The 24,857-nt window shown below is 36.2% G+C and carries 20 protein-coding genes, 1 pseudogene and 1 CRISPR repeat array; of the genes and pseudogenes, 1 reads left to right on the top strand and 20 read right to left on the bottom strand.

The features are described from left to right. Positions 1–12 precede the first annotated feature (12 nt). The 15 genes from TMATH_RS03845 to TMATH_RS03775 form a co-directional block, all read right to left on the bottom strand. A complete protein-coding gene (locus TMATH_RS03845) occupies positions 13–1,062 on the bottom strand; it encodes a YkvI family membrane protein (RefSeq protein ID WP_013150040.1) in 1,050 nt (349 codons plus the stop codon). Between the two features lie 324 nt (positions 1,063–1,386). Continuing rightward, complete coding sequence (locus tag TMATH_RS03840; RefSeq protein ID WP_012994813.1) at positions 1,387–2,334, bottom strand: YveK family protein; 948 nt, start codon at positions 2,332–2,334, stop codon at positions 1,387–1,389. Between the two features lie 19 nt (positions 2,335–2,353). Beyond that, positions 2,354–3,268, bottom strand: coding sequence for a UTP--glucose-1-phosphate uridylyltransferase GalU (gene galU, locus TMATH_RS03835; RefSeq protein WP_013150039.1), 915 nt, complete (start codon positions 3,266–3,268; stop codon positions 2,354–2,356). Positions 3,269–3,299: 31 nt separating this feature from the next. Further along, positions 3,300–4,667, bottom strand: a complete 1,368-nt coding sequence (glmM, locus tag TMATH_RS03830; RefSeq protein WP_012994811.1) for a phosphoglucosamine mutase — start codon at positions 4,665–4,667, stop codon at positions 3,300–3,302. Between the two features lie 107 nt (positions 4,668–4,774). Further along, entirely contained in the window at positions 4,775–5,314 is a 540-nt protein-coding gene (gene loaP / locus TMATH_RS03825) for an antiterminator LoaP (protein ID WP_012994810.1), read from the bottom strand. Positions 5,315–5,551: 237 nt separating this feature from the next. After that, a complete protein-coding gene (locus tag TMATH_RS03820) occupies positions 5,552–7,048 on the bottom strand; it encodes an RtcB family protein (RefSeq protein ID WP_408643075.1) in 1,497 nt (498 codons plus the stop codon). 157 nt (positions 7,049–7,205) lie between these two features. Next, positions 7,206–7,646 carry a SoxR reducing system RseC family protein gene (locus TMATH_RS03815; protein WP_013150037.1) on the bottom strand — a complete coding sequence of 147 codons (441 nt, stop codon included), beginning with the start codon at positions 7,644–7,646 and terminating at the stop codon, positions 7,206–7,208. 143 nt (positions 7,647–7,789) lie between these two features. Then, positions 7,790–9,796, bottom strand: a complete 2,007-nt coding sequence (locus tag TMATH_RS03810) for a sodium-translocating pyrophosphatase (protein ID WP_013150036.1) — start codon at positions 9,794–9,796, stop codon at positions 7,790–7,792. Positions 9,797–10,214: 418 nt separating this feature from the next. Next, entirely contained in the window at positions 10,215–10,703 is a 489-nt protein-coding gene (locus TMATH_RS03805; RefSeq protein ID WP_013150035.1) for a COG2426 family protein, read from the bottom strand. Between the two features lie 363 nt (positions 10,704–11,066). Beyond that, complete coding sequence (locus TMATH_RS03800; RefSeq protein WP_012994806.1) at positions 11,067–11,459, bottom strand: MerR family transcriptional regulator; 393 nt, start codon at positions 11,457–11,459, stop codon at positions 11,067–11,069. 140 nt (positions 11,460–11,599) lie between these two features. Next, complete coding sequence (locus TMATH_RS03795) at positions 11,600–12,040, bottom strand: (R)-mandelonitrile lyase (protein ID WP_012994805.1); 441 nt, start codon at positions 12,038–12,040, stop codon at positions 11,600–11,602. A 29-nt stretch (positions 12,041–12,069) separates the two neighbouring features. Further along, positions 12,070–12,624: a flavodoxin gene (locus TMATH_RS03790; RefSeq protein WP_232192619.1), complete on the bottom strand. Its 555-nt coding sequence runs from the start codon at positions 12,622–12,624 to the stop codon at positions 12,070–12,072. 17 nt (positions 12,625–12,641) lie between these two features. Further along, on the bottom strand, positions 12,642–13,505 hold the full coding sequence (locus TMATH_RS03785) for an aldo/keto reductase (RefSeq protein WP_013150033.1): 864 nt from the start codon (positions 13,503–13,505) through the stop codon (positions 12,642–12,644). A 147-nt stretch (positions 13,506–13,652) separates the two neighbouring features. Further along, positions 13,653–13,904: an iron-containing alcohol dehydrogenase gene (locus tag TMATH_RS03780; protein ID WP_041591635.1), complete on the bottom strand. Its 252-nt coding sequence runs from the start codon at positions 13,902–13,904 to the stop codon at positions 13,653–13,655. Positions 13,905–13,971: 67 nt separating this feature from the next. After that, positions 13,972–14,967, bottom strand: coding sequence for an aldo/keto reductase (locus TMATH_RS03775; protein WP_013150032.1), 996 nt, complete (start codon positions 14,965–14,967; stop codon positions 13,972–13,974). Between the two features lie 879 nt (positions 14,968–15,846). Here TMATH_RS03775 and TMATH_RS03770 point away from each other — a divergent pair. Continuing rightward, a pseudogene (locus tag TMATH_RS03770) lies at positions 15,847–16,235 on the top strand (IS110 family transposase); the annotation flags it as partial. Between the two features lie 215 nt (positions 16,236–16,450). Next, a CRISPR array of direct repeats spans positions 16,451–18,408; the repeat unit is 30 nt; unit sequence GTTTCAATTCCTTATAGGTAGGCTAAAAAC. 333 nt (positions 18,409–18,741) lie between these two features. On the opposite strand, the gene cmr3 reads toward TMATH_RS03770, so the two are convergent. From cmr3 to cmr4, 5 genes are all read right to left on the bottom strand, one after another. Further along, positions 18,742–19,812, bottom strand: a complete 1,071-nt coding sequence (gene cmr3, locus TMATH_RS03765) for a type III-B CRISPR module-associated protein Cmr3 (RefSeq protein WP_012994798.1) — start codon at positions 19,810–19,812, stop codon at positions 18,742–18,744. Positions 19,813–19,815: 3 nt separating this feature from the next. Continuing rightward, the gene (gene cas10, locus TMATH_RS03760) at positions 19,816–22,536 is read right to left on the bottom strand and encodes a type III-B CRISPR-associated protein Cas10/Cmr2 (protein WP_013150031.1); all 2,721 of its coding nucleotides are present in this window, start codon (positions 22,534–22,536) and stop codon (positions 19,816–19,818) included. A gap of 147 nt (positions 22,537–22,683) precedes the next feature. After that, positions 22,684–23,487, bottom strand: a complete 804-nt coding sequence (gene cmr6 / locus TMATH_RS03755; protein ID WP_013150030.1) for a type III-B CRISPR module RAMP protein Cmr6 — start codon at positions 23,485–23,487, stop codon at positions 22,684–22,686. Continuing rightward, the gene (gene cmr5, locus TMATH_RS03750) at positions 23,477–23,884 is read right to left on the bottom strand and encodes a type III-B CRISPR module-associated protein Cmr5 (RefSeq protein ID WP_013150029.1); all 408 of its coding nucleotides are present in this window, start codon (positions 23,882–23,884) and stop codon (positions 23,477–23,479) included. The genes cmr6 and cmr5 overlap by 11 nt, the downstream gene beginning before the upstream one ends. Continuing rightward, positions 23,881–24,849, bottom strand: a complete 969-nt coding sequence (cmr4, locus tag TMATH_RS03745) for a type III-B CRISPR module RAMP protein Cmr4 (RefSeq protein WP_013150028.1) — start codon at positions 24,847–24,849, stop codon at positions 23,881–23,883. Before cmr4 ends, cmr5 begins: the two co-directional genes overlap by 4 nt. Between the last annotated feature and the right edge of the window lie 8 nt (positions 24,850–24,857).

Below are 24,857 nucleotides of genomic sequence, written 5' to 3'. Positions count from 1 at the left end.
CATTTAAAAAAACTATTTGTGATTAATCATTCCATATGTAAGACTAATAAGCATAATAATGCCTCCATAACCAGCAATGGGGTACAAATAATGAACAAGTTTTGCAAAACCAAATCTACTAGCTATAAGGGCTATTGCTCCTGAAACAATAGTAAAAATTTTATATTTCACTGACCCTATTTCTGTAAACCTTGCAGCAAATCCATATAGATTTCCAACAGCCGTAGTGTATATTTCCGCAATTAAAATAAAACTATATACAAATTTCAAAGCCGATGAAATTTTACCAGCAATGTAAAGCATAGGTATTTCATAAGAAGATGCAGAAGGCATATTTAAAAGTATTGTAAAAAATATCAAAAATGCTCCCAAGCCTAACCCTATTCCCCCCAATGCAGCACCCCATCTTAGTTTTGACCTATCGCTGGTCCTATCACCAAGAGGAGCAAGAATAGCAACCGCCATCAAAAGATTATAGGAAGCATAAAGTACTCCCGATAATGCAAAATTTTTTACTGCAGCTTTGAAAGGAAAGTCAGCAGTTGTTATAACTGTAATATCTGGTCCATAAAAGAGAGAAAAAATACTCACAATAATTACAGCAAGCAATAGCAAAGGTACCACAAAAGATATGGCAGAAATAACTCCTCCAATTCCTGTTAATACTGTTATAACCGATATTACTGCCATCACTACACCACCAACGGCAGAAGGGAGTCCAAATTGTTCTTCAAAAATTGCACCACAACCTGCTATCATTGCAGACAACGCTCCAAACAAAAAAAATGTAATTACTAAATCTATCACTCTTCCAAAAAAAGGTCCACCAGTTTCCATAATGACTTTTTTATAAGAAGAGGCTTTAAACCTGTTACCTAATTGTAAAATAATATACCCATAAAGCACAAACATAAAAACTGCAATTAAAAGCCCTATAGTCCCTTTTATCCCATGGTATGCAAAAAATTGTAATATCTCTTGTCCTGAAGCAAAGCCTGCTCCTATTACTGTACCTATATAAGTTGCAGCAACTTTAAAAACCGAAATTTCTTTTTTACTCAAAAAAATCCCGCCTTTCTTTCTATTTAAATATATTTTGGGCGGAACTCAAAATATTATTCTTTTAGAAAATTTATTTACTTTTTATCATAAAATGAGTTAAAATAGTAGATGTTGTAAACCGGTTTCGAGGTATAATAGCTGTCCTGGTTTCAGCAGCTTTTTTTGCATATAAGTACTTCAAGAATTTACAAAATAAAGAGACGCCACTATAGGCGTCTTTTCAGTCTGTAAAACCAGCAAGGTCTGTTTTTTATTGGTTCTATTACCTCAATATCTTAGTACTTCGTTGATAATTAATTTTTTATCCCCCTTTTCCCTTTTCTCCTAAGCTTTTACAGTAGTTTTTTTAGGGTCAGTATTCTTCCAATATTCCATAAAGAACACTATAAAAATACTGACCATAAGACCCAATATAAATGCTATAATTATATTCAATGACTTTTTAGGTGCTATTGGTTTATCCGGCACCAACGCTTTGCTAGTTATAAGAATGCTCTGTTTGCCAAGGTCTGATTCTTTAAGTAACTCCAGCATATTATATTTTTCCAGCATTATATCTCTTGTGTTTTTTAGTAATTCCAACTGTTTTTGTGTTTGTTCAATTAAAAGTCTGTCTTGTGAATTTGTTTGAATTTCATTAAGTTTGGTAGTCGTCTCTCTTATCTTATCATTTTGGAGATTTATAAGTTTGTTCAAAGTTTCAATTAATTTATCTGTCTGTCTGTTATTTCTCTCAATAATATAACTCCGAAAATTTTCGGCTATCGTATCTGCAATTTTTGCCGCAAGCTCTGGATTATCTTCTTTAACAGTAACCGTTATAAGGTTTGTATTATTAACGATAGAAACTGAAATTTGCTTTTTTAAATTTTCTACCGTGTACTTTTGAGGATCTAATCCTAATTGTTTTACAGTATTCATAAGGACAATAGGATTAGTAACCTCTTCTTTAAATGCCTCCACTGACATATCAGGATATTTCAAAAGTGAAGACAACAACAAAGATAAGTCTTTATCTATGCTGTCACTTTGTACAGACGGCAGGTTTGAATCCTTTCCAGGAAGAATAACCGTGGTATTTGAACCAAAAAAACCTGTTTCAGGTGTTACATCAGTAACAGACAAAGTGGTAGTAGCTTCATAGGTAGGTTTTATTACAAAAAAACTAAGCACTACTGCTACTAAAGTTGCAGCAAGCGTTACAATAATGATTGTCTTTTTATGTTTTAAAATTATCTCAATAAGTTCCCGCAATGAAATTTCTTCTTCCAATTTTTATCCTCCTTTATCTTTAAACTTCTCGTGTAATTGTTGATGCAGCTTCTTCTCCCACCGGATCTAAATTTCTTGCAACTTCCAATAAATATCTCTTAAAAGGTTCTCTTAAGTCTTCTCTTTTTAGAGCATACTCAACAGTTGCCATAAGGTAACCTAATTTATCTCCCACATCATATCTTTTGCCAATAAAATTATAGGCGTAAATTGCTTCATAATTTAAAAGAGTTTTTAAAGCATCCGTAAGCTGTATCTCACCTCCTGCTCCTGGTGACGTGTTTTCCAATATTTCAAATATTCTTGGCGTTATTATATATCTTCCCAGAATAGCTATATTTGATGGTGTTTCTTCTTTTTTAGGCTTTTCTACGAGATTATTCACTTTGTACAATCTGTCCTCAATAGGTGTAGAATCAACAATACCGTATTTATCTACATCCTCATACGGCACTTGTTGCACTCCAATAATAGTGCAGTTGTACCTTTCGTATTGTTCAATCATCTGCTTCAAAACAGGAACTTCAGCATCTACTATGTCATCCCCCAAAAGAACAGCAAAGGGCTCATTTCCCACAAAAGCTCTCGCACAGTATATGGCATGACCTAAACCTTTTGGTTCTTTTTGCCTAATGTAATGAATATCTACCATATTAGTAATGTCTTCCACAAGATGCAAAAGGTTTTCCTTCTTTTTCTTTTTTAACTCCAGCTCCAACTCTACTGATTTATCAAAATGGTCTTCTATCGCTCTTTTATTCCTCCCAGTTATTATAAGTATATCTTCAATTCCAGACTGTATTGCTTCTTCAACTATGTACTGAATAGTGGGTTTGTCCACAATTGGAAGCATTTCTTTAGGCTGGGCTTTGGTAGCAGGTAAAAACCTGGTACCAAGGCCTGCAGCCGGAATTATCGCCTTCCTTATTTTCACTATTTTTTCCTCCCAATATAAGCTTTATGGCTTATTTAAACTCCACACCAAATTTAGCTAAAGCTTCTGAAAGCTCTTTTTTAATAGCTTCAAGCTTTTCTTCTGTCTTTGCCTCACATCTCACAATAAGCTCTGGTCCCGTATTAGAAGCTCTAACCAGTCCCCATCCTCCATCAAACAACACTCTTGCACCATCAACATCTATAATGTCATATCCTTTTTCTTTAAAGTACTCGGTCACACCATTTACCACATCAAATTTTTTCTCATCCTCACATTCTAATCTTATTTCAGGTGTTGCAGGATATTTAGGAACATCAGCTAAAAGCTCAGACAAAGATTTATCTGTATGAGAAAGTATTCGTAGTAGCCTTGCAGCAGCGTATGCCGCATCGTCAAATCCATAGTACTCATCTGCAAAAAACATATGGCCAGACATCTCTCCCGTAAATACAGCACCTAATTCTTTCATCTTTGCTTTTATGAGGGAATGTCCTGTTTTGAAAAAGATAGGTTTGCCTCCTAATTTCTCAATTTCTTCTACTAATGCCTGAGAACATTTCACTTCTACAATTGCTTCAGCACCAGGATGTTTTTTCATTATTTCTCTCCAATAGAGAATCATCAACATGTCTCCCCAAATTATGTTCCCTTTTTCATCCACAACACCAATTCTATCACCGTCACCGTCAAAAGCTATACCCAAATCTGCGTTTACCCTCTTTACTTCTTCAATTAAATCTTTTAAGTTTTCTTCTTTTACTGGATCTGGGAAATGGTTTGGAAATGTAGGATCAGACTCACAATAGAGAGGATATACTTCACAACCTAAGTTATATATAACATCAGGATAAAAATATGAACCCGTTCCATTTCCACAATCGACAACAACTTTAAGTTTTCTTTCGCCTAATTTAACCTTTTCTTTTATCATATTAACATACGCATTAATAGGATAAGCATATTTTACATTTCCCGTACCTTTTTCGAATTCTCCTTTTTCTGCCAGATAGTATAGCTTTTTAAGTTCATCGCCATAAATAGTAGAAGGTCCTACCATAACTTTGAAACCATTAAATTGAGGGGGATTGTGGCTTGCAGTAATCATCATCCCTGCTTGATAATTGTATAGAAAATTTGAATAGTAAAAAGCTGGAGTCGTTAAAACCCCTACATCCAGCACATCACAACCTGTTGAAGTAAGTCCTTTAACCAAAGCGTCTCGCAAAGGCCTTGATGACAACCTATTATCCCTGCCTATAAGCACATCCTTAATTCCCTTTTGTCTTACATATGTACCAAAAGCCTTTCCTATCATTTCTGCTGTCTCATCTGTTAAATCTTCACCCCACACCCCTCTAATATCATACATTCTAAACATATTTTCATTCAACTTCATTTGTCTCAACCTCCTTTTTATGTCATACAATTTAATTATATAAATAATACTGAAAATCCTCAATACACAATTTTCACAAAATTGTTTCTTAACTTTCCACAAATATATTAACAAGCGTAAACCAGACTCCTTCGCTGCTCAGATGCATTTTCAATTACTTCAATAGCTAAATCTACACTTTTCAGTTCTCCCGCTATACTAAGCATAACTTTTGCTCTCTTTTTCCTTTTGTCTATTTTCTTAATAAGCCCTTCGTAACCTTTTAATGGTCCTTCAATTATCTTTACTCTTTCTCCTTCCATTATACCTTTTGACACATCTATTAAATCAGAATTTTTAATAAGAGACAAAATTATTTTCATCTCCTCTTCTCTTACAAAAGCAGGCCTTTTTCCTTCTTTCAGAAACACACCCCTTTTTAAAACTTCAGACATTTTATAATATAACTCATCACTCATTTCGGCATTTACAAAAACATATCCAGGAAACAAAAGTTTAATTTTTTCTACCGGTTGTCCTTTTACTCTCTCTATAATTTTTCTTTTCGGAACAAGTAATTTCACTTCCTCTTTAAAGCAATTCTGAATGATATCTTTAACTTTGTTTTCAAAACCACCGCGAGTAAATATAACATACCATTTTTTCATTTTTTTACACCCCAATTAATAATTTTATCTCTTATTCTTACAAAGTTCAACATAATATTTCCCAATTCTTGCATAAATGAGTATCCCAATGGAAAATAAAAAATTGGCACTCAATCTTGTCTTATTTTCATTGCCACCACATTTCTCAACAAAACTTATAAACTATCCCAATCGACAATGTTTTTCCTTAAACAAATTTTCATACTTTTAAACATATATTCACCTCATCTTAAAATTTTAATCTGCACCTTTTACAACCGCAAGAGGTATAAGGCGTGCAACAGGTGTTGTAATTCCTCTTTCTGAAAGGACAGAAATAACTTCTTCCACATCTTTATAGGCCAGCGGCGACTCATCAACTATATCCTTAAAAGACCTGACATTGTATATAACATCTCCCATAGCCTTTTCAAATTCCTCTTTAGTGATTTTTTTCGCTTTGTTGCGAGAAAGCCTTCGTCCTGCCCCGTGATTTACCGAATAAAAAGTTTCTGCCGCTTTCTCTGTGCCAACCACAACGTAAGAACCTGTACCCATACTGCCGGGAATAAGAGCAGGATGTCCTGATTCTTTGTAAAAAGAAGGATTTTGCGGATGCCCCGCTGGTAAAGCTCTCGTCGCTCCCTTTCTGTGAACAAGAAGCTTTTTCCCTCCATGTTCTTCCCATTTAGCAATATTATGAGCAACATCATATACCAGTTGAAAGCCCATAGATTCTGAAGATTTTTTTAATACATCTTCAAATGCTTTTATAACATCAAACATAATTATTTGTCTGTTTGAAAAAGCAAAATTCACTGCTGCTGCCATGGCTTTATAATACGCCTTACCCTCCTTTGAATCAATAGGAGCTGCCGCAAGCCCTTTTTCTGGAACATCAACACCGTATTTCTTTGCCGCCTCCCATAGAATCTTAGTATAATCTGTTGCAATCTGATGTCCAAACCCGCGGCTTCCTGTGTGAATCATTACAGCAATTTGCCCTTTGAAAAGTCCAAAACGCTCTGCCAATTTCTCATCCAAAATAGAGTCAACCTGTTGAATCTCTATAAAATGATTGCCCCCACCTAAAGTGCCAAGCTGCTCTTCTCCTCTTCCTTGCGCTTCTTTTGACACAGCAGAAATGTCTGCCCCTGAAAGCTTTCCACCCTCTTCAATAAAGTTTAAATCCGATTTTTTCCCAAAACCTGCCTTAATGACAGCCTCTACCCCATTATGAACTACATCATCAAAAATTAACCTCGTAATACCTTTATGCCGTCCCTTTTTCCCTATGCCTGTAGGAACATAATACTCAATCCGTTCTATAAGCTTATACAAAAGCTCTTTATTAAAATACTCTGCTTCAAGATTAGTTCTCAAAAGCCTTACACCACAATTAATATCATATCCTACGGCTCCCGCTGAAATAACCCCTTTCTCCTCTATCGCCATAACTCCTCCTATAGGAAGACCAAACCCTTCGTGAATATCCGGCATCCCTATAACTGGTTTCACCACTCCAGGAAGGGTGGCAGCGTTGGTAATCTGTCGTAAAGACTGGTCTTCATGCAAAAGCTCTTTTAAGGTATCATTCACATAAATTACTGCATCAACACGCATTTTGCCAAACTTGGGAATGCACCATTTATTAATCCCGTCTTTTACTACCGTATAACCCTGTATAACCTCTACCCCATGGAAGTTTACCCCCTTCCTATCTCTTATTTTCCTAAAATTCACGAATAAAAACATATCATCTAACATTAAATTTCTGTTGATTGTTCCTTATCTTGTAATTCTTTTTTAATTTCATTATATCATACTTTACGTTTAAGTATTCTAATAAAAGCCAATACAGTAAGTAATATAAAAACCCCACTTTTTATACATGTAAAAAGTGGGGTTTTTGTCAACGTTTTTGATACTGGTCGTCCAAAACATTTACTATTCTTGCAGTAAACATGCGACTCTTATCAAAAAATCTGTTATTTACGTATATACCAGCGAAAACAAGTATGATAAAAAGAAACCCTATTAGGAATGAAAAAAGTTCTTTCCACATGATATTTAAAATATCTGCAAGTTTCAGCCCTAAGATCACTCCCAAAATAAAACCTGCCAGTGGAATTACGTATAGTATAAAAGTAGCAGAAAGAAGCGCCTTAGACTCCATCTCAATTTCCACTATTTGACCTACTTCCGCCTTCGTTTCATTTTCAGCCCAAACTTTCAAAGGCTGTCCTTTAACGCCACCGCTGCATGCCCTACATTTATCACACGCAGATGTCCGTATCACTGCAACTTCGGCCTTGTTACCCTTTTTTGAAACAACAATAGCCTTCTCTTTCACAAAAATCCCTCCGATAGTTTTTATGATATCACACAAATACTTTTAAATCAATGTTATGTTTAAAATAAAACCGTCGTTATTAAGAAGCACTAAAATAAAAAAGACTCATGTGAGGAAAATCCCCACAGGAGTCTTTTTCAAAATTACTTCATAAACAGAGGTGCAAAAACCAGGGCCACGATAGTCATGAGTTTTATCAGGATGTTCAGGGACGGGCCAGAAGTGTCTTTGAAGGGGTCCCCCACAGTATCTCCTACAACAGCCGCTGCATGGGTGGGTGTACCCTTGCCTCCATAATTTCCTTCCTCAATATACTTTTTGGCATTATCCCAAGCTCCGCCTGAGTTAGCCATCTGAATTGCTAACATGACGCCAGTCACCAACGCACCAGCTAAAAGCCCTCCCAGAGCTTCTCTGCCAAATATAAACCCAATGGCTAGTGGTGCAATAACAGCAATAAGGCCCGGAATTATCATTTCCCTAAGAGCCGCTCTAGTGCTTATATCAACGCACCTTGCATAATCAGGCTTGGCCTTTCCTTCCATTATGCCCGGAATTTCCCTGAACTGCCTGCGAACCTCTTCGATCATCTGGGATGCCGCTTTCCCCACTGCTTCCATAGTCATCGCAGAAAACAAGAAAGGCAGCATTGCTCCTATTAAAAGACCAACTATAACATCAGCCCGCAGTAGGTCGATACCCTCTTTTAAACCTGCAGCGGTAGTATACGCTGAAAACAGTGCTAGAGCCGTCAGTGCTGCAGAACCAATGGCAAATCCTTTGCCCATGGCTGCCGTGGTATTTCCGACCGCATCCAGCTTGTCGGTGATTTTTCTGACAGATGGGTCAAGTTCGGCCATTTCCGCAATACCACCAGCATTGTCGGCTATAGGCCCATAGGCATCTACTGCAACAGTCATGCCCGTAGTTGACAACATACCGATTGCCGCGAGAGCTATACCGTAGAGGCCAGCGAATTTATAGGATATAATTATTGCTAACGCTATAAATAACACCGGCAAAGCTGTACTTTTCATTCCAACAGCCAGGCCTGTTATAATGTTTGTAGCTGGTCCAGTCTGAGACGCTTTTGCAATTTCTCTTACAGGATTGTAGTTAGAAGAAGTATAATATTCAGTAAGTATTCCTATCAAAACCCCCACTACGATACCAGAAACAGCCGCATAAAAAGCGTTAATTTCTTGCAAAAAATACCTGCTGAAAAAGAAAGTGATCAATATTACAAAAATAGCACTGGCAAAGCTGCCCTTGCTGAGAGCTTTCTGTGGATTGGCTCCCTCTCCTGTCCTTACAAACAAAGTCCCAACTATGGAACTGATAATTCCCGCCGCTGCCACAAGCATTGGAAAGATGACGCCCTTGATACCATATGGTTGATTTGTTACAGGACTGATAGCAACAGCGCCAATGGCTATACCAGATATTATTGAACCCACGAAAGATTCAAAAAGGTCAGCCCCCATACCGGCCACATCACCTACGTTATCCCCTACATTATCAGCTATTACCGCCGGATTCCTGGGATCATCCTCAGGTATACCCGCTTCCACCTTGCCGACAAGGTCAGCTCCAACATCGGCTGCTTTAGTATATATTCCTCCGCCAGCTCTAGCAAATAAGGCTATTGAACTGGCTCCAAGGGCAAAACCATTGATGACGTCAAAACTTTTTACATCCGCAGGGTCCCCGAACAAGAAATATAGTATCCCGAGGCCTAAAAGGCCCAGGCCAACCACTGACATTCCCATCACAGTACCGCCAGAAAATGCTATGGAAAGGGCCTTATTCATTCCTTCCCGTGCCGCATTAGCGGTTCTTACATTGGCTCTGGTAGCAACGCTCATCCCAATAAATCCCGCTAGAACCGAAGCTATAGACCCTGTTATGTAACTTACAGCCGTTTGCCAATTTATGAACGTACCTATAACGAAGAACATTACGGCAACGAATATCGCCAGAGTTTTATATTCCCTCAACAGGAAAGCCATGGCACCTTCGTGTATGGCATCGGATATTTCGCGCATTTTCTCGTTCCCTACAGGACTCTTGATAATCATCATGGTGCGCATGAAAGCGAACAAAAGTGCAACCACGCCTGAGATAGGTGCTAGCCATATTAATTTTTCCATTATAAACTTCCCTCCAATACACAAATTATTTTAGATTACCGCAGTACCCAAAAACCTCATAAACTAAAGGGTTCTGCTATATATTTCCAAGGAATTCCTCACTTTTGTTTATTCGGCAAAAATGAGAGAATTCCTCTAAAAAACAAAGTTAAACGAAGAGCATAAGCGTAATGTTTTTTCGATTTTTGGGTTGTTCTAATTACTATTTTATTGTAATAACTTTATTATTTATGTTTTATATTTCGCTTATTGTTGTTGTAAATTAAGTATAGTTCCGAAAGATATCTACCTCGCCATTTTTCTATGATAAATACTAGTCATCTATTTTTCATAACTGTTATAACACATTTTACAATATAAGACAAGGTATTTAAAAGCCAAACCTTCGAATATTATAAGTTATTCTTTTACTTAATGCTTAGAAAAACAAACTTCCTACACCATAACTCAATATCATAACTAAAATAGCTGCTATAATATTTCCCATAAATATGGCTAAAAGCGCCTGCTTGAATTGCATGTTTAAAAGAGCTGCAGCTAAACTTCCACTCCATACTCCCGTTCCAGGCAAAGGAATAGCTACTACCAGTACAAGCCCCCATACGCCATATTTCTGTATTTTTTCCCCATTATACTTTAAAGATCTATCTGTAAGCTTATCTACTAACTTTTTAAATAATCTCGTTTTTTTAAGACGAACAAATATAGGTTTAATGGTAAATAATATAAAGGGTACTGGTATCATACTACCTATCAAACTTATAATCGTAGTATAAAAAGGAGATAATCCTAAAGATATGCCTATTGGAATTGCTCCTCTAAGCTCTACTACAGGCAATGCTGCTATAAATAGAACTGCTAATTCTCTAGGTAGAAAGTTGAGTATTTCTTTTACAAATGATTCCATTATTATACCCCTTTACATTCTACTTAGAATTTCTTTGTAATTTACATAACTCACTAATAAATTTATATTATATTGTTTACTAAATAGCTTGCTCTGCATTTTTATCATTATCTTTATTCTAGTCTTTATATTATTATATCTCATAAATGATAAATTTTGAACAATAATAATTTAAATTCTCTATACTATCTCTTAGCAACTTTAAACTACAGTTAATTAGGAAGCCCCCAAACATTGCAAAAGTCTTATTTATATATTCACCACAAAAGTTCCACGTAACCATCGTGTGAAAAAAAACGGAACAAAATAGCCTATTTGTGCGTCTATATTTTTGAAGAAAAATTTAGCCCGTCTTTTCATAGATTAGCTGTTGTGTGTCAATCTTTTTAAGTTGTTTTCTGCCGGAATAAGCTTAGTCTCATATTCTTCAATTTTAAAATTTAACCTTTCCAGCGCTCTCTTCATTTCTTCAATGCGTGAAAGAAGTTTCTCCCGTTGCTCGATAAGGATTTGTTTTCTGGCCTCTATAGTTTTGTCGCCCTGTTGGAGCAGCGTAACATACTCGACCAGCGTCTCAACTTGAACACCTGCGCTGCGCATACATTTAATGAATTCAATCCACTTACAGTCTTCCTCCGTATAATCCCGGATACCGCTTTCGTTGCGATTTACCCTGGGGATCAGGCCAATACGCTCATAGTAGCGGAGTGTATCCGGTGAAAGGCCAAATTTTTTGCTTACTTCTGCAATCGTCATGTGGCTTCACCTCCAATGTTCAATATTATTTAATACTCGGAGTTAACTCCAAGTCAAGGGTTTTAATATAGTAGCACAGCCTGTGCTACTATATTAGATAGAAGTTTCTAACCCAAGTTTGTTTTATACACGTGCTTTGGCTATGCATCTTTTCCCTCTATTTTAAGCTGCAAATAATATTCATCAGAAACAGGTTCCATCCATTCAACTTCACCCTTTTTAGGATTGGCTGTAATCGCGATATGAGAAAGCCAACTATCCTGAGCCGCTCCATGCCAATGTTTAACACCCGGTTGGATTTTTACAACATCGCCTTCTTTGATTATCTGTACAGGCCGACCTTCTTCCTGATAATAGCCTCTTCCTCCGGTAACAAGCAAAATCTGTCCGCCGGGATGTTTATGCCAGTTATTCCTTGCACCCGGCTCAAAAGTAACATTATAGATTGGGCAATTAAAAATGCCGTCGTTAGAAACCAGCGTTTCAACCCAGACTGTTCCTGTAAAATGTTCACTTTCAACTTTTTGCCCAAGTGGGAAAATTGTTCTGCCGCTTAAGTTTCTTGGTTCGGTTTTATCCATTCTCTTTCCTCCCTTTCATTTACGGTATACTATGATATCAAACCAAGTCTCTTAAGCCAGTCTGCAATATCTTTGTCTGCTCTGTTAACATTACTTCCGCGAATGGCTAAACCAGGCAGTACCTTGGCATTCGGGCAAAGTCTCTTGATATCGCGCTCACTGCTTCCCATTCCGCTACCTTCATGTGTGCAAAATGGAACAATGGTCTTTCCCGCGAAATCATAAGACTCTAAAAATGTAAACACAGCCATCGGCATCGTTCCCCACCAATTGGGGTAGCCGATGAAAATCACATCGTAAGAATTTATGCCGTCTAGCTTATTTACAAGTTCTGGTCTGGCATTTTGCCTTTTTTCTTCCTTTGCTACTTCTGTTGTTTCTGTATAATCTTCCGGATATGGCTTTACCGTTTTAATTTCGAACATATCACCACCAGTAAGTTCGTGTATCTTCTTCGCTATTACCTCTGTATTTCCAATCGGCAGGTTTAAAATACTGCCACCTACATAGTTATTTCCTCTGCGAGAAAAATAAGCAATAAGAATCTTTGAATACGGCAATTCCCACACTCCTTTCAAAATCACTGTTTTTCATTTACCCCCTATATATCAAATTTAAGTGTGCCAAGCCATTTCACGGTTTCCGGATCATTATGCGATAAGAACAAGCTCTTTTTTGTGTCTAATGTTGCAATCTTTTCCACATCCTCTTGACTCAATTCAAAATCGAAAATGCTAATGTTTTCAATCATCCTTTCTCTGTGCACAGTTTTAGGGATTGTGACTATCCCTCTTTGAACCAGCCAGCGCAAAATCACCTGCGCAACTGTTTTATTGTACTTTTTGGCTATAGATGCTAAAACTTCATTCTGAAAGATGTTGTTCCTACCTTCTGCAAAAGGACCCCAGGCTTCTGGCTGTACATTATATTTCTTCATGAACTCGATGCTTTCTGTTTGCTGGCAGAAGGGATGGATTTCAATCTGATTCACAGCAGGAACTACTTCGTGGTGAACTATCAAATCCATGAGACGGTCCGGATAGAAATTGCTCACACCTATTGCCCTCACAAGCCCCTCTTTATAGAGTTCCTCCATAGCCCGCCAAGCACAATGCACATCACCAAAAGGTTGATGAATCAAATAAAGGTCGATATAGTCAAGCTGAAGCTTTTTAAGCGATTTTTCAAATGCTTTTTTCGCTGATTCGTAGCCCGCATCCTGTATCCAGAGTTTTGTGGTGATAAATAGATCTTCTCTTTTTACTATACTTTCCTCAATTGCTCTCTTAATAGCCTTCCCAACCGCTTTTTCATTCATGTAAGCGGCTGCTGTATCGATCAACCGGTAACCCGCTTTGATAGCTTCGTAAACACACTGTTCGCACTGTTCAAGATCAGTGATCTGATAAACACCGTAGCCCAAAATGGGCATCTCAACGCCGTTATTCAAAACTACTTTTTGCATGTTAATCCCTCCTACTGAACTAATTACATTGCCATACGCAGTATCTCTACAATATCTTCCTTCCTCAAAGGTGGACGACCTGGAAGCTTTCCTTCTTCGTCACAAAGAACTTCCAAAGTCTTATCAGCCCAATAGGAAAGCATCTCATCAGTGACTTTTCCAATTCGGAAGTCTGGGCGCTTTTCCTGCCCGTACAAGCATATCCTTAGGATCACCTTCGTAAAGAACTGAGGCCGCAATTACTTTTGAGGCATCCATGACGCTGCCGCCACCCATACCTATGACCACATCACATGCCTCTTTTGTTGCCAGTTCTGCAGCACGCACTACAGTTGACAGCCGTGGGTTTGGTTCAACACCAGTTTTCATACCCGTTTTTCCAAAATCTCTGTAATGCATCATCCTACCTTCTATTATCAATCTTAGCATTAAAATAACTACTGCTCTTCAATTTCATTTAAAGGATTTATCGATACGTCATTTTTTCTACCTCTTCCGGATATCGCCCACCATGGATAGGAATTTTTGAAAGTGCTTCATTTATCTCTCTTAATTCTTCTTCAGTAAATGTTATAGATACAGCACCTATATTTTCTTTGAGTCGTTCAAGTTTTGTTGTACCAGGAATTGGAACAATCCAAGGTTTTTGAGCTAAAAGCCAAGCTAAAGCTATTTGTGCAGGAGTTGCTTGCTTTCTGCGGGCAACTTCCTTTATAAAATCAACAAGTGCAAGATTTGCCCGTATTGCTTCAGGTTGAAAACGAGGAATACTGCTACGTATATCTGTTGAATCAAATTGAGTTTTCTCATCTATAGTTCCTGTAAGAAATCCCTTCCCAAGCGGACTGTAAGGAACAAAACCAATACCTAATTCCTCACACGTTGGTAGTACTTCTTCCTCAGGCTTCCTCCACCATAGAGAATACTCACTTTGAACAGCGGCAACTGGACAAACTGCATGAGCTCGGCGAATAGTTTCTGCACTTGCCTCCGACAATCCAAAGTATCTTACTTTCCCTTCCTGGATGAGGTCCTTTACCGCTCCAGCCACGTCTTCAATGGGTACATTTGGATCCACACGGTGCTGGTAGTAAAGATCAATCGCGTCTACCTTGAGTCGCCTGAGAGAACCTTCTACAGCTTTTTTGATGTGCTCTGGTCGGCTGTTAAGTCCCCTCCAACCAGGTCTTCCGTCAGGATATAAATCAAATCCAAACTTGGTGGCAATCACCACCTCGCCCTTGAACGGCTCCAAAGCCTCTCCCACAAGTTCCTCATTAGTGTACGGTCCATAAACCTCAGCGGTATCAAAAAAGGTAACACCCAGTTCTACTGCCTTGCGAATGAGCGCAATCATCTCTTCCCTATCGGGAAGAGGATTCTGACCAAAACTCATCCGCATACATCCCAGTCCAATTCCGGAAACCTCAAGACCAGATTTTCCCAGTTTTCGCTTTACCATAGATAACCCCCCTATGTTTTTATCTACAATTTAAAGTATACTTGCTGGAGTTAACTCCAAGTCAATACCTTTTGGAGGATAAATCTTAGTAACTATCCTGGGGCCTACTTGTAATTTGCTTTTTTCTACCACCAACCGCGAAAATCCCCCAAAACTAGACCCTCACCTGCCCAAACCGATGGGCCTACTTGTTATCTTACTTTTCCCCGCTCGGCTGGTACCATTGGAATTGGAAAGGAGACAATGCCAGATGGCCACTGAGATTGCAGAAACCTCTGTGGAAAGAAAACGCAACATAGTGAACAGAGAGCTAGAAAACCCTATCCGTCCCGAAGACTGGACTTACAAGGACAGGTAGCAGCAACCTTCCAGCACGAAAACGACACAATTGATTCAGTCGTATCATTCTACAATGAGGGCGTTTTCCGCATTATCCTTACCGACCTGAAGAACTTGAATCTCGGCATAGGCACATGTAGCTGGTCGACTTCGTTTATGGAGAACCATCGTCAACGCTGCGTTGGAACGAGTAAGTACGGGTATCGCTGACTAAGCCAGCAAACCTTTTCATGTGAAGAAGTCCTGCCAGTTAAGAGAGGTTCACCGGGGCCTTTTATTTTTTGTGCTGACAATTTCCTACAAAAATTTTATTGGTCCTCTTTTAAGTCCTTGGGAAGTACACTATATTTTAACAGTTTCAATTCCTTATAGACTCCCATGCCGCAAATGCGGCACCAGCAGAGGATGAAAATACCATCCCCTTTACGGGAAGCACGCAGGATAGAATAACCCCTTATGGTTGTTGCACCAGCTCTTCAATTTTACAGTCGCTATCGTTCAAATTTTAAAAAAGGAGTTGGCTCTTTCATGGATTTAGTATCCAGTCGTTCTATACTTGCGGCTATTGTAAATGGTGAAGAAAATCCCGAAACCCTGACTGAGCTTTCTCAAGGCAAGCTAAAAAATAAAATGGAACAGTTCCCCTCTGCTGCCCATTTGTGTTCTTAGCTGCCTCAAAGGCAAAAGAAACTTATCTCTCAAGTCAGTACCACCGCATCGCTGCTCGAAGAGGAGCAAACCGTGCAGCAGTTGCAGTGGAACATAGCATTTTAATTATAGTTTATCATATTCTCAAGCGAAAGCAACCATATATTGAATTAGGTCCTACTTATTATGAAGAAAAAAAGCGTAATATGATTATTCGTCAATCTTTAAAAAAGCTAGAGTCTTTAGGTCTTAAGGTCACGGTCGAATCTGCAGCGTCTTAACTTTTTATTTTACTTTATTAACCATTCATTTATCCCATATTTTTACATCGGTATGGTTTAGTTTTTTGTTGCCTTTTTGAGAGACACTATTTTCAGGATAGGTAGGCTAAAAACTCATGTTTTGCTAAGTTGCTGTAAATAGCATTCCAAGTTTCAATTCCTAGGTAGGCTAAAAACGCTCTGGGCATGAAATCCCAGTATACCCGCGAGGAGCTGTTTCAATTCCTTATAGGTAGGCTAAAAACCTTTGAAGAAAAGATGAGGAAGTACATTCATTTTAGAGTGTTTCAATTCCTTATAGGTAGGCTAAAAACTATGAAATTTACCAAAAAGGACCAATGTCCTTTTTGGGTTTCAATTCCTTATAGGTAGGCTAAAAACAGGTTAGTTAATATGAATGAAATTCAAATCTTCAACAGGTTTCAATTCCTTATAGGTAGGCTAAAAACGGATATCCTGCGAATGTTGCTGGTGTCCCTGTCTGGTTTCAATTCCTTATAGGTAGGCTAAAAACCGTTGCCATGTAGCTAGTTGCATACTTCTTTTCTTCGTTTCAATTCCTTATAGGTAGGCTAAAAACGTCTTCCTATGCATCCAGACACACCAGATAAATGGTTGTTTCAATTCCTTATAGGTAGGCTAAAAACAAATAATGAGTATGGAGGGATAAAAATGTTTATTTTGTTTCAATTCCTTATAGGTAGGCTAAAAACGGGCCTCCTGAAACTGTGCAACAGGGAAGCAGTCTGCTGTTTCAATTCCTTATAGGTAGGCTAAAAACACGATTTTGTCACGTCCACCGGAATCAAGCCAATCTTGTTTCAATTCCTTATAGGTAGGCTAAAAACTAGGAGGTTGATTAATATGCCAGCAGTAACTGGTGTGTTTCAATTCCTTATAGGTAGGCTAAAAACGACTTTTTAGTGCTGTACTTTACGACAATCAATAAGTTTCAATTCCTTATAGGTAGGCTAAAAACCAAATGCGTTAGCATTGCTTAGCGCAAAAGGCTTGCGTTTCAATTCCTTATAGGTAGGCTAAAAACTTTTTGCGTTCGCCATATCCAGATACGGTGTGATATGTTTCAATTCCTTATAGGTAGGCTAAAAACGAAAATCCCTCATGTCCGTTTAGGGTCAAGAATATTTTTGTTTCAATTCCTTATAGGTAGGCTAAAAACGGAAACCTGGAGATATTGTGCACCATAAAGTATATTGTTTCAATTCCTTATAGGTAGGCTAAAAACTCTTGCTGCGTTTCTTTCTCTTGTTCTTCTTCACTGGTTTCAATTCCTTATAGGTAGGCTAAAAACGGAAAAGCAATAATTTCTAGAAAAACCTTGCTACCGTTTCAATTCCTTATAGGTAGGCTAAAAACGAGGAAGAAGAAAGCAATGAATGATAAAGGGGGGGGAGTTTCAATTCCTTATAGGTAGGCTAAAAACTCTAAACAAGGAGAAGGATTAACTGTTCTTTGCTCGTTTCAATTCCTTATAGGTAGGCTAAAAACTTATTAGCTAACAGTGCAAATGCTAGCGCTGGCGAAAGTTTCAATTCCTTATAGGTAGGCTAAAAACGCAAATCGCATTGGCAATGGTCGTAGCTACTTTTTCTGTTTCAATTCCTTATAGGTAGGCTAAAAACCATTGGCTCGCATGTTTCTGCAATCCCGCCATTGACCGTTTCAATTCCTTATAGGTAGGCTAAAAACTAAAAAACTACTTGACATCATAAAATTATGATGTTAGTTTCAATTCCTTATAGGTAGGCTAAAAACTTTCAACAGAATAGAAATCAACATACTGTATCTTTAGTTTCAATTCCTTATAGGTAGGCTAAAAACCATCCAGGGAGAATGGTTGTAATTGTCCATCATAAGTTTCAATTCCTTATAGGTAGGCTAAAAACAGAAGAAGTTAGAAAACTCATCAAAGCACTTGAAAAGTTTCAATTCCTTATAGGTAGGCTAAAAACGCTAATCAGGTAACATCTGGGTACTTGGGCGTATATATGTTTCAATTCCTTATAGGTAGGCTAAAAACTAGACGGCAAAAAAGGTGGCTTATCACCTCAAACAAGTTTCAATTCCTTATAGGTAGGCTAAAAACTTGTGGCAGTCGTAAACTTTTCAGAAAAGAAGCGCTGTTTCAATTCCTTATAGGTAGGCTAAAAACCCATTATAACATGCATAAATAGCACATTAATAATTTACACTTTTTTAATTCATGTCAAGTTTCCTGACTTTATTATACCATAATATCTAATGAAATCAATTATTTTATGAAAACTTGCAAAATAAAAATGTCGTCTATCCCTAGATGTTTTTGCACTATTAGGGATCGACGACAAATTTATTACCATTGTTGTAGATAATAAACACAGCATAAAATGTACTTTTCGCTAATCCTATAGTCGTTATTACAATATATGGCTCCAGTTCAATAAACACATCTATATACTTTTTTCCTTGCTATAGTTGTTAAAAAGTGATATAGCAACAGTAGTAATTAATTTAACCAATCATATTCCCCCATCAAACATCTTCCAAATCCTTCATTAGCTCTGGCATCAGAAATTCCACATTCATATATTTTTTCTATTAGGCTATCGATTGGCCCCTCTAATATCTCATAATAATATACACTGCCAGCAGGAACTGCTTTTGACATGACTTTAGGTCTTTTATTTTTCATATCCCATCCACCAATACTAATTGGTTTACCTATAGCAGCAGCAATAAGCTTTACCTTTATATTCAACTTAGAAAAGTCTGGTTTCCATCCATTTTGAAATATAGAAGGAGTTACTAATATCAACTTAAATTTTCCTGTTTTTGTAATAATTTCTTTTACCTCCTCAGTAAACTTTTCTTCTAAAAACTTTGGTATATCATTTACCCGGCTTACCTTCGCAGCTTTACCTTCCCCCCCTAATTTCACCAGTCCTGTATCAGGAAAAGAGAAATCCTTGCATTCCACATCCACAACAAACTCCAATGAATTCTTTATATCTTTCGCCATTTTTATATAATCTGTCTTATATAAATATCCCTTTTTACTGGAACGTTTATCATAATCTATTTTTATTCCTATTTTATTTTCCTTTGTAACAAAATCATTGAAAGGTTTAAAAAATATGTTTTCTTTTATTCCTTTTAAATAATTACTCATAGCTAAATCATCAATTAGCCCTTTGACATTTTCCACTTTATTCGGCGAATATAACAAATTTATTTGTCCATCGCCTAAATCAGTTTCAACAAGAGGTTTACCTACCCTAAGAAATTCAAGTTTATTCTCCTCTTTATCTTCCTTATTTTTTACTAAATCCATTGGTACTAATGTATACCACGCTTCGCCATTTTTATAATATATTCCTTTTATTTTTAAATTTTTTTGAACAAACTCTAAATTTTGTGGATTTATACCATTCAACGAAAGGTAATAAGTAGCAAAAGCGCCATAAAAAACTGAAGGTGCTGGAGGAAATATGCCACTACCGATACCTTCAAATCCGGCACTAAAAGGATGTCCTTTGCCAAAATATACATTATCCAAAGGGGATACTTCAAAAAGCATAATTTATTTCTCACCTCCTCGATTCAAAAAAGCTAATATCGTTAAGAGGCTAATAAAATTGTCGTATTTTACCTCTTTATACAGAGAATATAGTAAAATGTATAAATCTCTTTCAACTTTTTCTTTTTCATCTTTACTTAAGTTCTCATTCAATGAACGTTTAATATTTCTTTTGAGCTCACTAATAAAAATGCCTTGTGGAAGAGAATCTACATCTAGCCTTTCCAAAGCTGCTTTTAATTTTCCAACAAAAGAAATACTTAATTTGTCTTCTTTAAAAAAGGAATTTATATCTTTTAATAAACCTATTGTTCCTTCTTTATTTCTTGCATCATCATAATTCCACTTGGCTCTGGCAATGTAATTCTCACCAGAATGCAAAATAAGTTTTATTGCAAAGGCATCCTTTCCTTCTACTTTTTTTGCATATTCTTCCTCTACCTCATCTACAGAAGCTATAACATTTTTTAAATCTTCTTTATAATGAGCTATAACTACCCCCATTGACGCCGTGGCTTTGTTTCCCATCATCACATCAATTTCCTCTTTTCGTTCCACAAATCCGGCATCTATTGTAAAATCTGGAATTATCTTATTATTAACAATTAAGTGCCCACTGAAAGCCGCCCTAAGTTTTACCATAACATCTAATAAATAATTAAGATTTACTATTGCAAATACATCATCTCCGCCAGAATATATTACTTTTCCTGCTCTTGTCTCTTCCACTATTTCTTTTACATATTTCAAAGAATAGTTCTTAAGTGCCTCACTAATTAAAGAGTGAACAGCTGGTGTCATTAGTCGCTTTTTATCCTTGATTTTTTCTTTAAAATCTTCTGGTAAAAAACCCTGCAATTTACTGTGGTACATTTCTAACATATAGGGTGCCAATTCTCCTGCTAACCATTTCCCCATGTTATCGCCATCAAGCTTTATAACGGCATAATATTTCTTTTTATTCAGTCTTATGTCTTTAATTCTTTTATCAATACTCTTTAATAATTCTTTAAGTTCGCCTAATCTTTTTGATTTAAAATCATAAGTTTTAAAATAATTTTCATTGAGATTTTCCTCATACAACAATTCATAATCAAAGTTATCACCGCACCACTTTTTGAATACTTCTTTGTATCTTTTTATATTTGTTTTTAGGTCATTATCTGAATTGTTAATTATATCTAGTAATGCTATCTCTGCAGTAGAGGGAAAACTTTCTTCTATGTTGTTTTTCCCAAACATATCTTTAAAATATATTTCTGCCGCCCTTTTTGTCAGGCATCTGCTGCACAACCCTTCTCCTTGTGCTAAATACTTATAAGTAATACTTTTATCATCACTTTTTTTGATTATTGCATTTTGTTCTCTAAGAAGTTTAATCTTATAACTTTCTTTCCCTTTTTCTATCTTTTCATCTTCTTCTCTCGTACACCTGTAGATAATAACATTGTGCTCACCGCATATAGAACATTTTCGCCCTATTTCTTCATATTGATTGAAGTTTCTTATGCCTTTTCTTGTCCCCATCATTTTCTCCATAAAAGAATAAAGTAACCCATAAATATTACCAATGTTAGGCCCGTATTCACCTTTATCTTTAATATATCTCAATAAATCCTTTATCTCTTCCACCTCATCACTGTTAAAATAATCCTTTATCTTATCCAATTGGATTTCCCAATCAGGCCTGTTTACATCCCCATTTTCTAAAGGCAACGCCACCCAATACACATCTGGAAAGTTTGATAATTGGCGTAAAAGCAATTTTTTTTGCTCATCATTGCTTTTTACAAGATGACTAAAAACATATTCCCCGATTTTTATATATTCATCTTTTACTGTTTTTTTAAGATTTAGTAACCTAATTTCTTCTACATTTTTTGTTGGTAAAATTGCAAAAAATCTGTTGGGAAGAGTAGGAGTTTTAAGGTCTTTAGTCGTAGTTGCACTGTTATTAAATAGCTTTGCTATCCAAAAATCGCACAAAGGCTGTTCTTTAAGTTCAGGGAATATTATAGAATCTGGTCCATAAGCTTCTATAACTTTTTCTATTGCCACCCACGTTAAATAAGACAAAATATAACTTCCCCAATACAAGTCTTGTGTCTTCCTTGCCTGCACGATATATTCTTGAACAGGACCTATTGTAAAAATAAATAGTGTCATATTGTTTAAATTCAATTCATTATAAAAATATGCATTCACCGCAGATGCCAATTTTAAATGCTGAAATATTGTGTGATTAGGAAATCGAGTATCAGCAGGAGCTAAATCCCAATATTTTCTATATTCACTTGGCGTATGTTTTTTTAAAAGCTCTTTCAAATAACGCCATAAATACACAAATTTTTTATAACTATCTTTAAAGTCTAGTTTTGATAACTCATCTACTGCTTCATCTACAGCCTTTTTAAACACTTCTTTTTCTATAACAAAATTATTATATCGATTAGCTGCAAGAGGATGAACAAACTCAGGTTGTTCTTCAAAAACAACTTGTAAATTTTTATTTTTACTGGCATCTTTAGGTATATAATATCTTTCCATAGATGAAGCTAAAACATCTGAAGCAATAGTTTTGTGGTAAGGAATATCTATTTTTTTAGATATTTCCTTAGCTCTTTTCTCATGGTTTTCACCTGTTAACAAAATAAATGGCTTATCTGGAGAATCATGAAAATATGCTTTCAATTTATTTTCAAATAACTCTTCTTTCTTACTCATTGGTAATTCCCTCCTACCAAAATTAAAAAAGCACTCACCACCATTATCTTTTGCTATTTCTATCCAAAAACTATTTTATCTGCTCCTCTTCTTGCTCTACTTCTAAAATTGTCCAAATTAATCTCCAATTAAGATCATAACTCCACTCTATGCATTTCTCTCGTTTTCCCTAATTAAAGTTAATTCTCCTGTGCCGTAACCCAGTGATGTCTTTGCTCCAATTCCCCCATATCTAAATGCCTCTATCATCCATTCTTCCATAGTCTTGTTTGCTATTTTTAAATCCTTCGTTTCCTTTTCTAAAAAAATTAGGGAAATATGAAAAATGGCATTTTCAACTATTAAAAAGAAAATAGGTTTGGGATTTTGCCAATCAGAAGGAGCTGAAGGATTTTTGCTTTGCGAATAATATTCGAAATAATGAGGATTCATTATATCCTGTTTTAAATAAAAATCATCATTTACAAGATATGAATCCATGAAAATTACTTTTCCTTTTTCACCCTCAGTACCAAAGATTTTCTTAAAATTATCATCATTACTATTTTCCTCATCACTGAACTTAATCCAGTTAGATATTACCCCTTTTATAGCTTGTCCCGGAATATAAGGAATTCCATATATCCAGTGAAGAGTCATAGAAACCTCTCTGACAGACTCTTGCCCTAGCCCAACAACAATTTTATCATAAGGTCTAAACTCATAAGTAGCTACTTCATACCCTTGCAATTTATATTTATCTATAATGTATTTTTGCTTCCTTGTAAATTGAATACAGCTATCAAAAAATTCTTTTTTTGCTTCAGGTATTCTCTTTTTCTCTACTTCGCTCTTTTTATTAAATTCTATGTATTTGTTGAATAATAAGTTAAAATTTTCAACCTTTTCCATAGCATTTTTCAAGTAATAGCTCGTATCGAAAGGTATTTTTAATCTATTACTATTTATCATCGGGAATCATCCCTTCAGCAAACTTTCTTATCCAATTTATAAATTCCATGACTTCTTTTGTAATAGCTCGATAGGCATCACTTTCAAGTGATATAATTTTTTCTACCATATCTGCTGTTGAATTACTATATAAACTACTGACTGGACAATTTTCAGACTTAAGCCAACTATCTATATTGTTATATAGTTCTTGGTATACACTACTACCTTTTGCTTTCATAAATGCCAAAGTAGCACCAAGACCATTTGTTTTTATTATTGCCATTAATTTTTTTGCATAGGATTTATAATTATTTTTAAACTCTTCTTTTTCATAAGTAGCTACTTTTTTAACACATTCATAGGCAAACTTTGCCCTCTCATTTACTGTTGTCTTTATAGAATCCTTGTCGGTCATTTAATATCACTCCTATCTAAGGCACCAATTCTGACAATACCTTTTCCTATAGTAGCATTACCGCCAATTTGAATAATTTCATGTTTCCTTATTCCATTAAGGAAATAATCCAGTATAAAATCCTCATCTGGTTTTGATTTCTCTTCTTTTTTTATTTTTTCTTTTTCGGCCTCATCTATAAATAGCATAGAAGCCAATGCCAACGAATAAAATAGTGTATTTTCCGGAACATATTCTTCATTAAAAAGAGCTCCATTTTCAACAGTGCCTTTGCCTGGATTAATTCTTGTTCTAGTTATAACTTCTGTAGACATCTCTGTAAAATCTCTAAAATCATCATCTGAAATTACTATTATATCTTTTTTCATCTTTTCTCTAAAAACACTGTAGAAATCATTTTGTCCATTTTGACTTTTGGGAAAAAGAGTATCTGCTAGCCATTCAGAAAATTGTTGCAATTTATTATTTGATTTTACTGTAAAAGAATATTCTTCTAATATAACTACATTGTTATTTCCCTTATTTTGGAGCTTAAGATTAGAACCTTCAACTATAGAATTAGGCTCTATAGTCTCAATACCTTCTAATTCCTTTAGCTCATTTCTATCGCACAAACTTATTTCCTCTTTAAACCTTGAAAGAACATAGGGGCAAGTAATCCAACCAAAAATTCCTCTTGCCGACTTTATAGGAAACAACAAAATTCTAGCATCTAAAAAGCCTATAGCTCCTGCATAAAGGTCACCATCTTCTGGCCCAAATATATGCTCAACATTTTCTCTTAAAGATTCATCCCCTTTAAAAGCGCTTCTCAAAGCCCCTTTTAACCCTGAGGATTCAATTTTAGGGAATCCAGAATGTTTCTCTCTTTGAATTGGAAGGTCAACATATCCTAACTCCGAACCACTTCCCACATGGGTAGGAGTTTCAGTGTAAATAAAAAATGGCTTAGCTTTTTTAAACATATATAACC

Source organism: Thermoanaerobacter mathranii subsp. mathranii str. A3 (assembly GCF_000092965.1).
In the GTDB taxonomy this organism is placed as follows: domain Bacteria; phylum Bacillota; class Thermoanaerobacteria; order Thermoanaerobacterales; family Thermoanaerobacteraceae; genus Thermoanaerobacter; species Thermoanaerobacter thermocopriae.
This window is presented reverse-complemented; position numbering and strand designations above follow the sequence as displayed.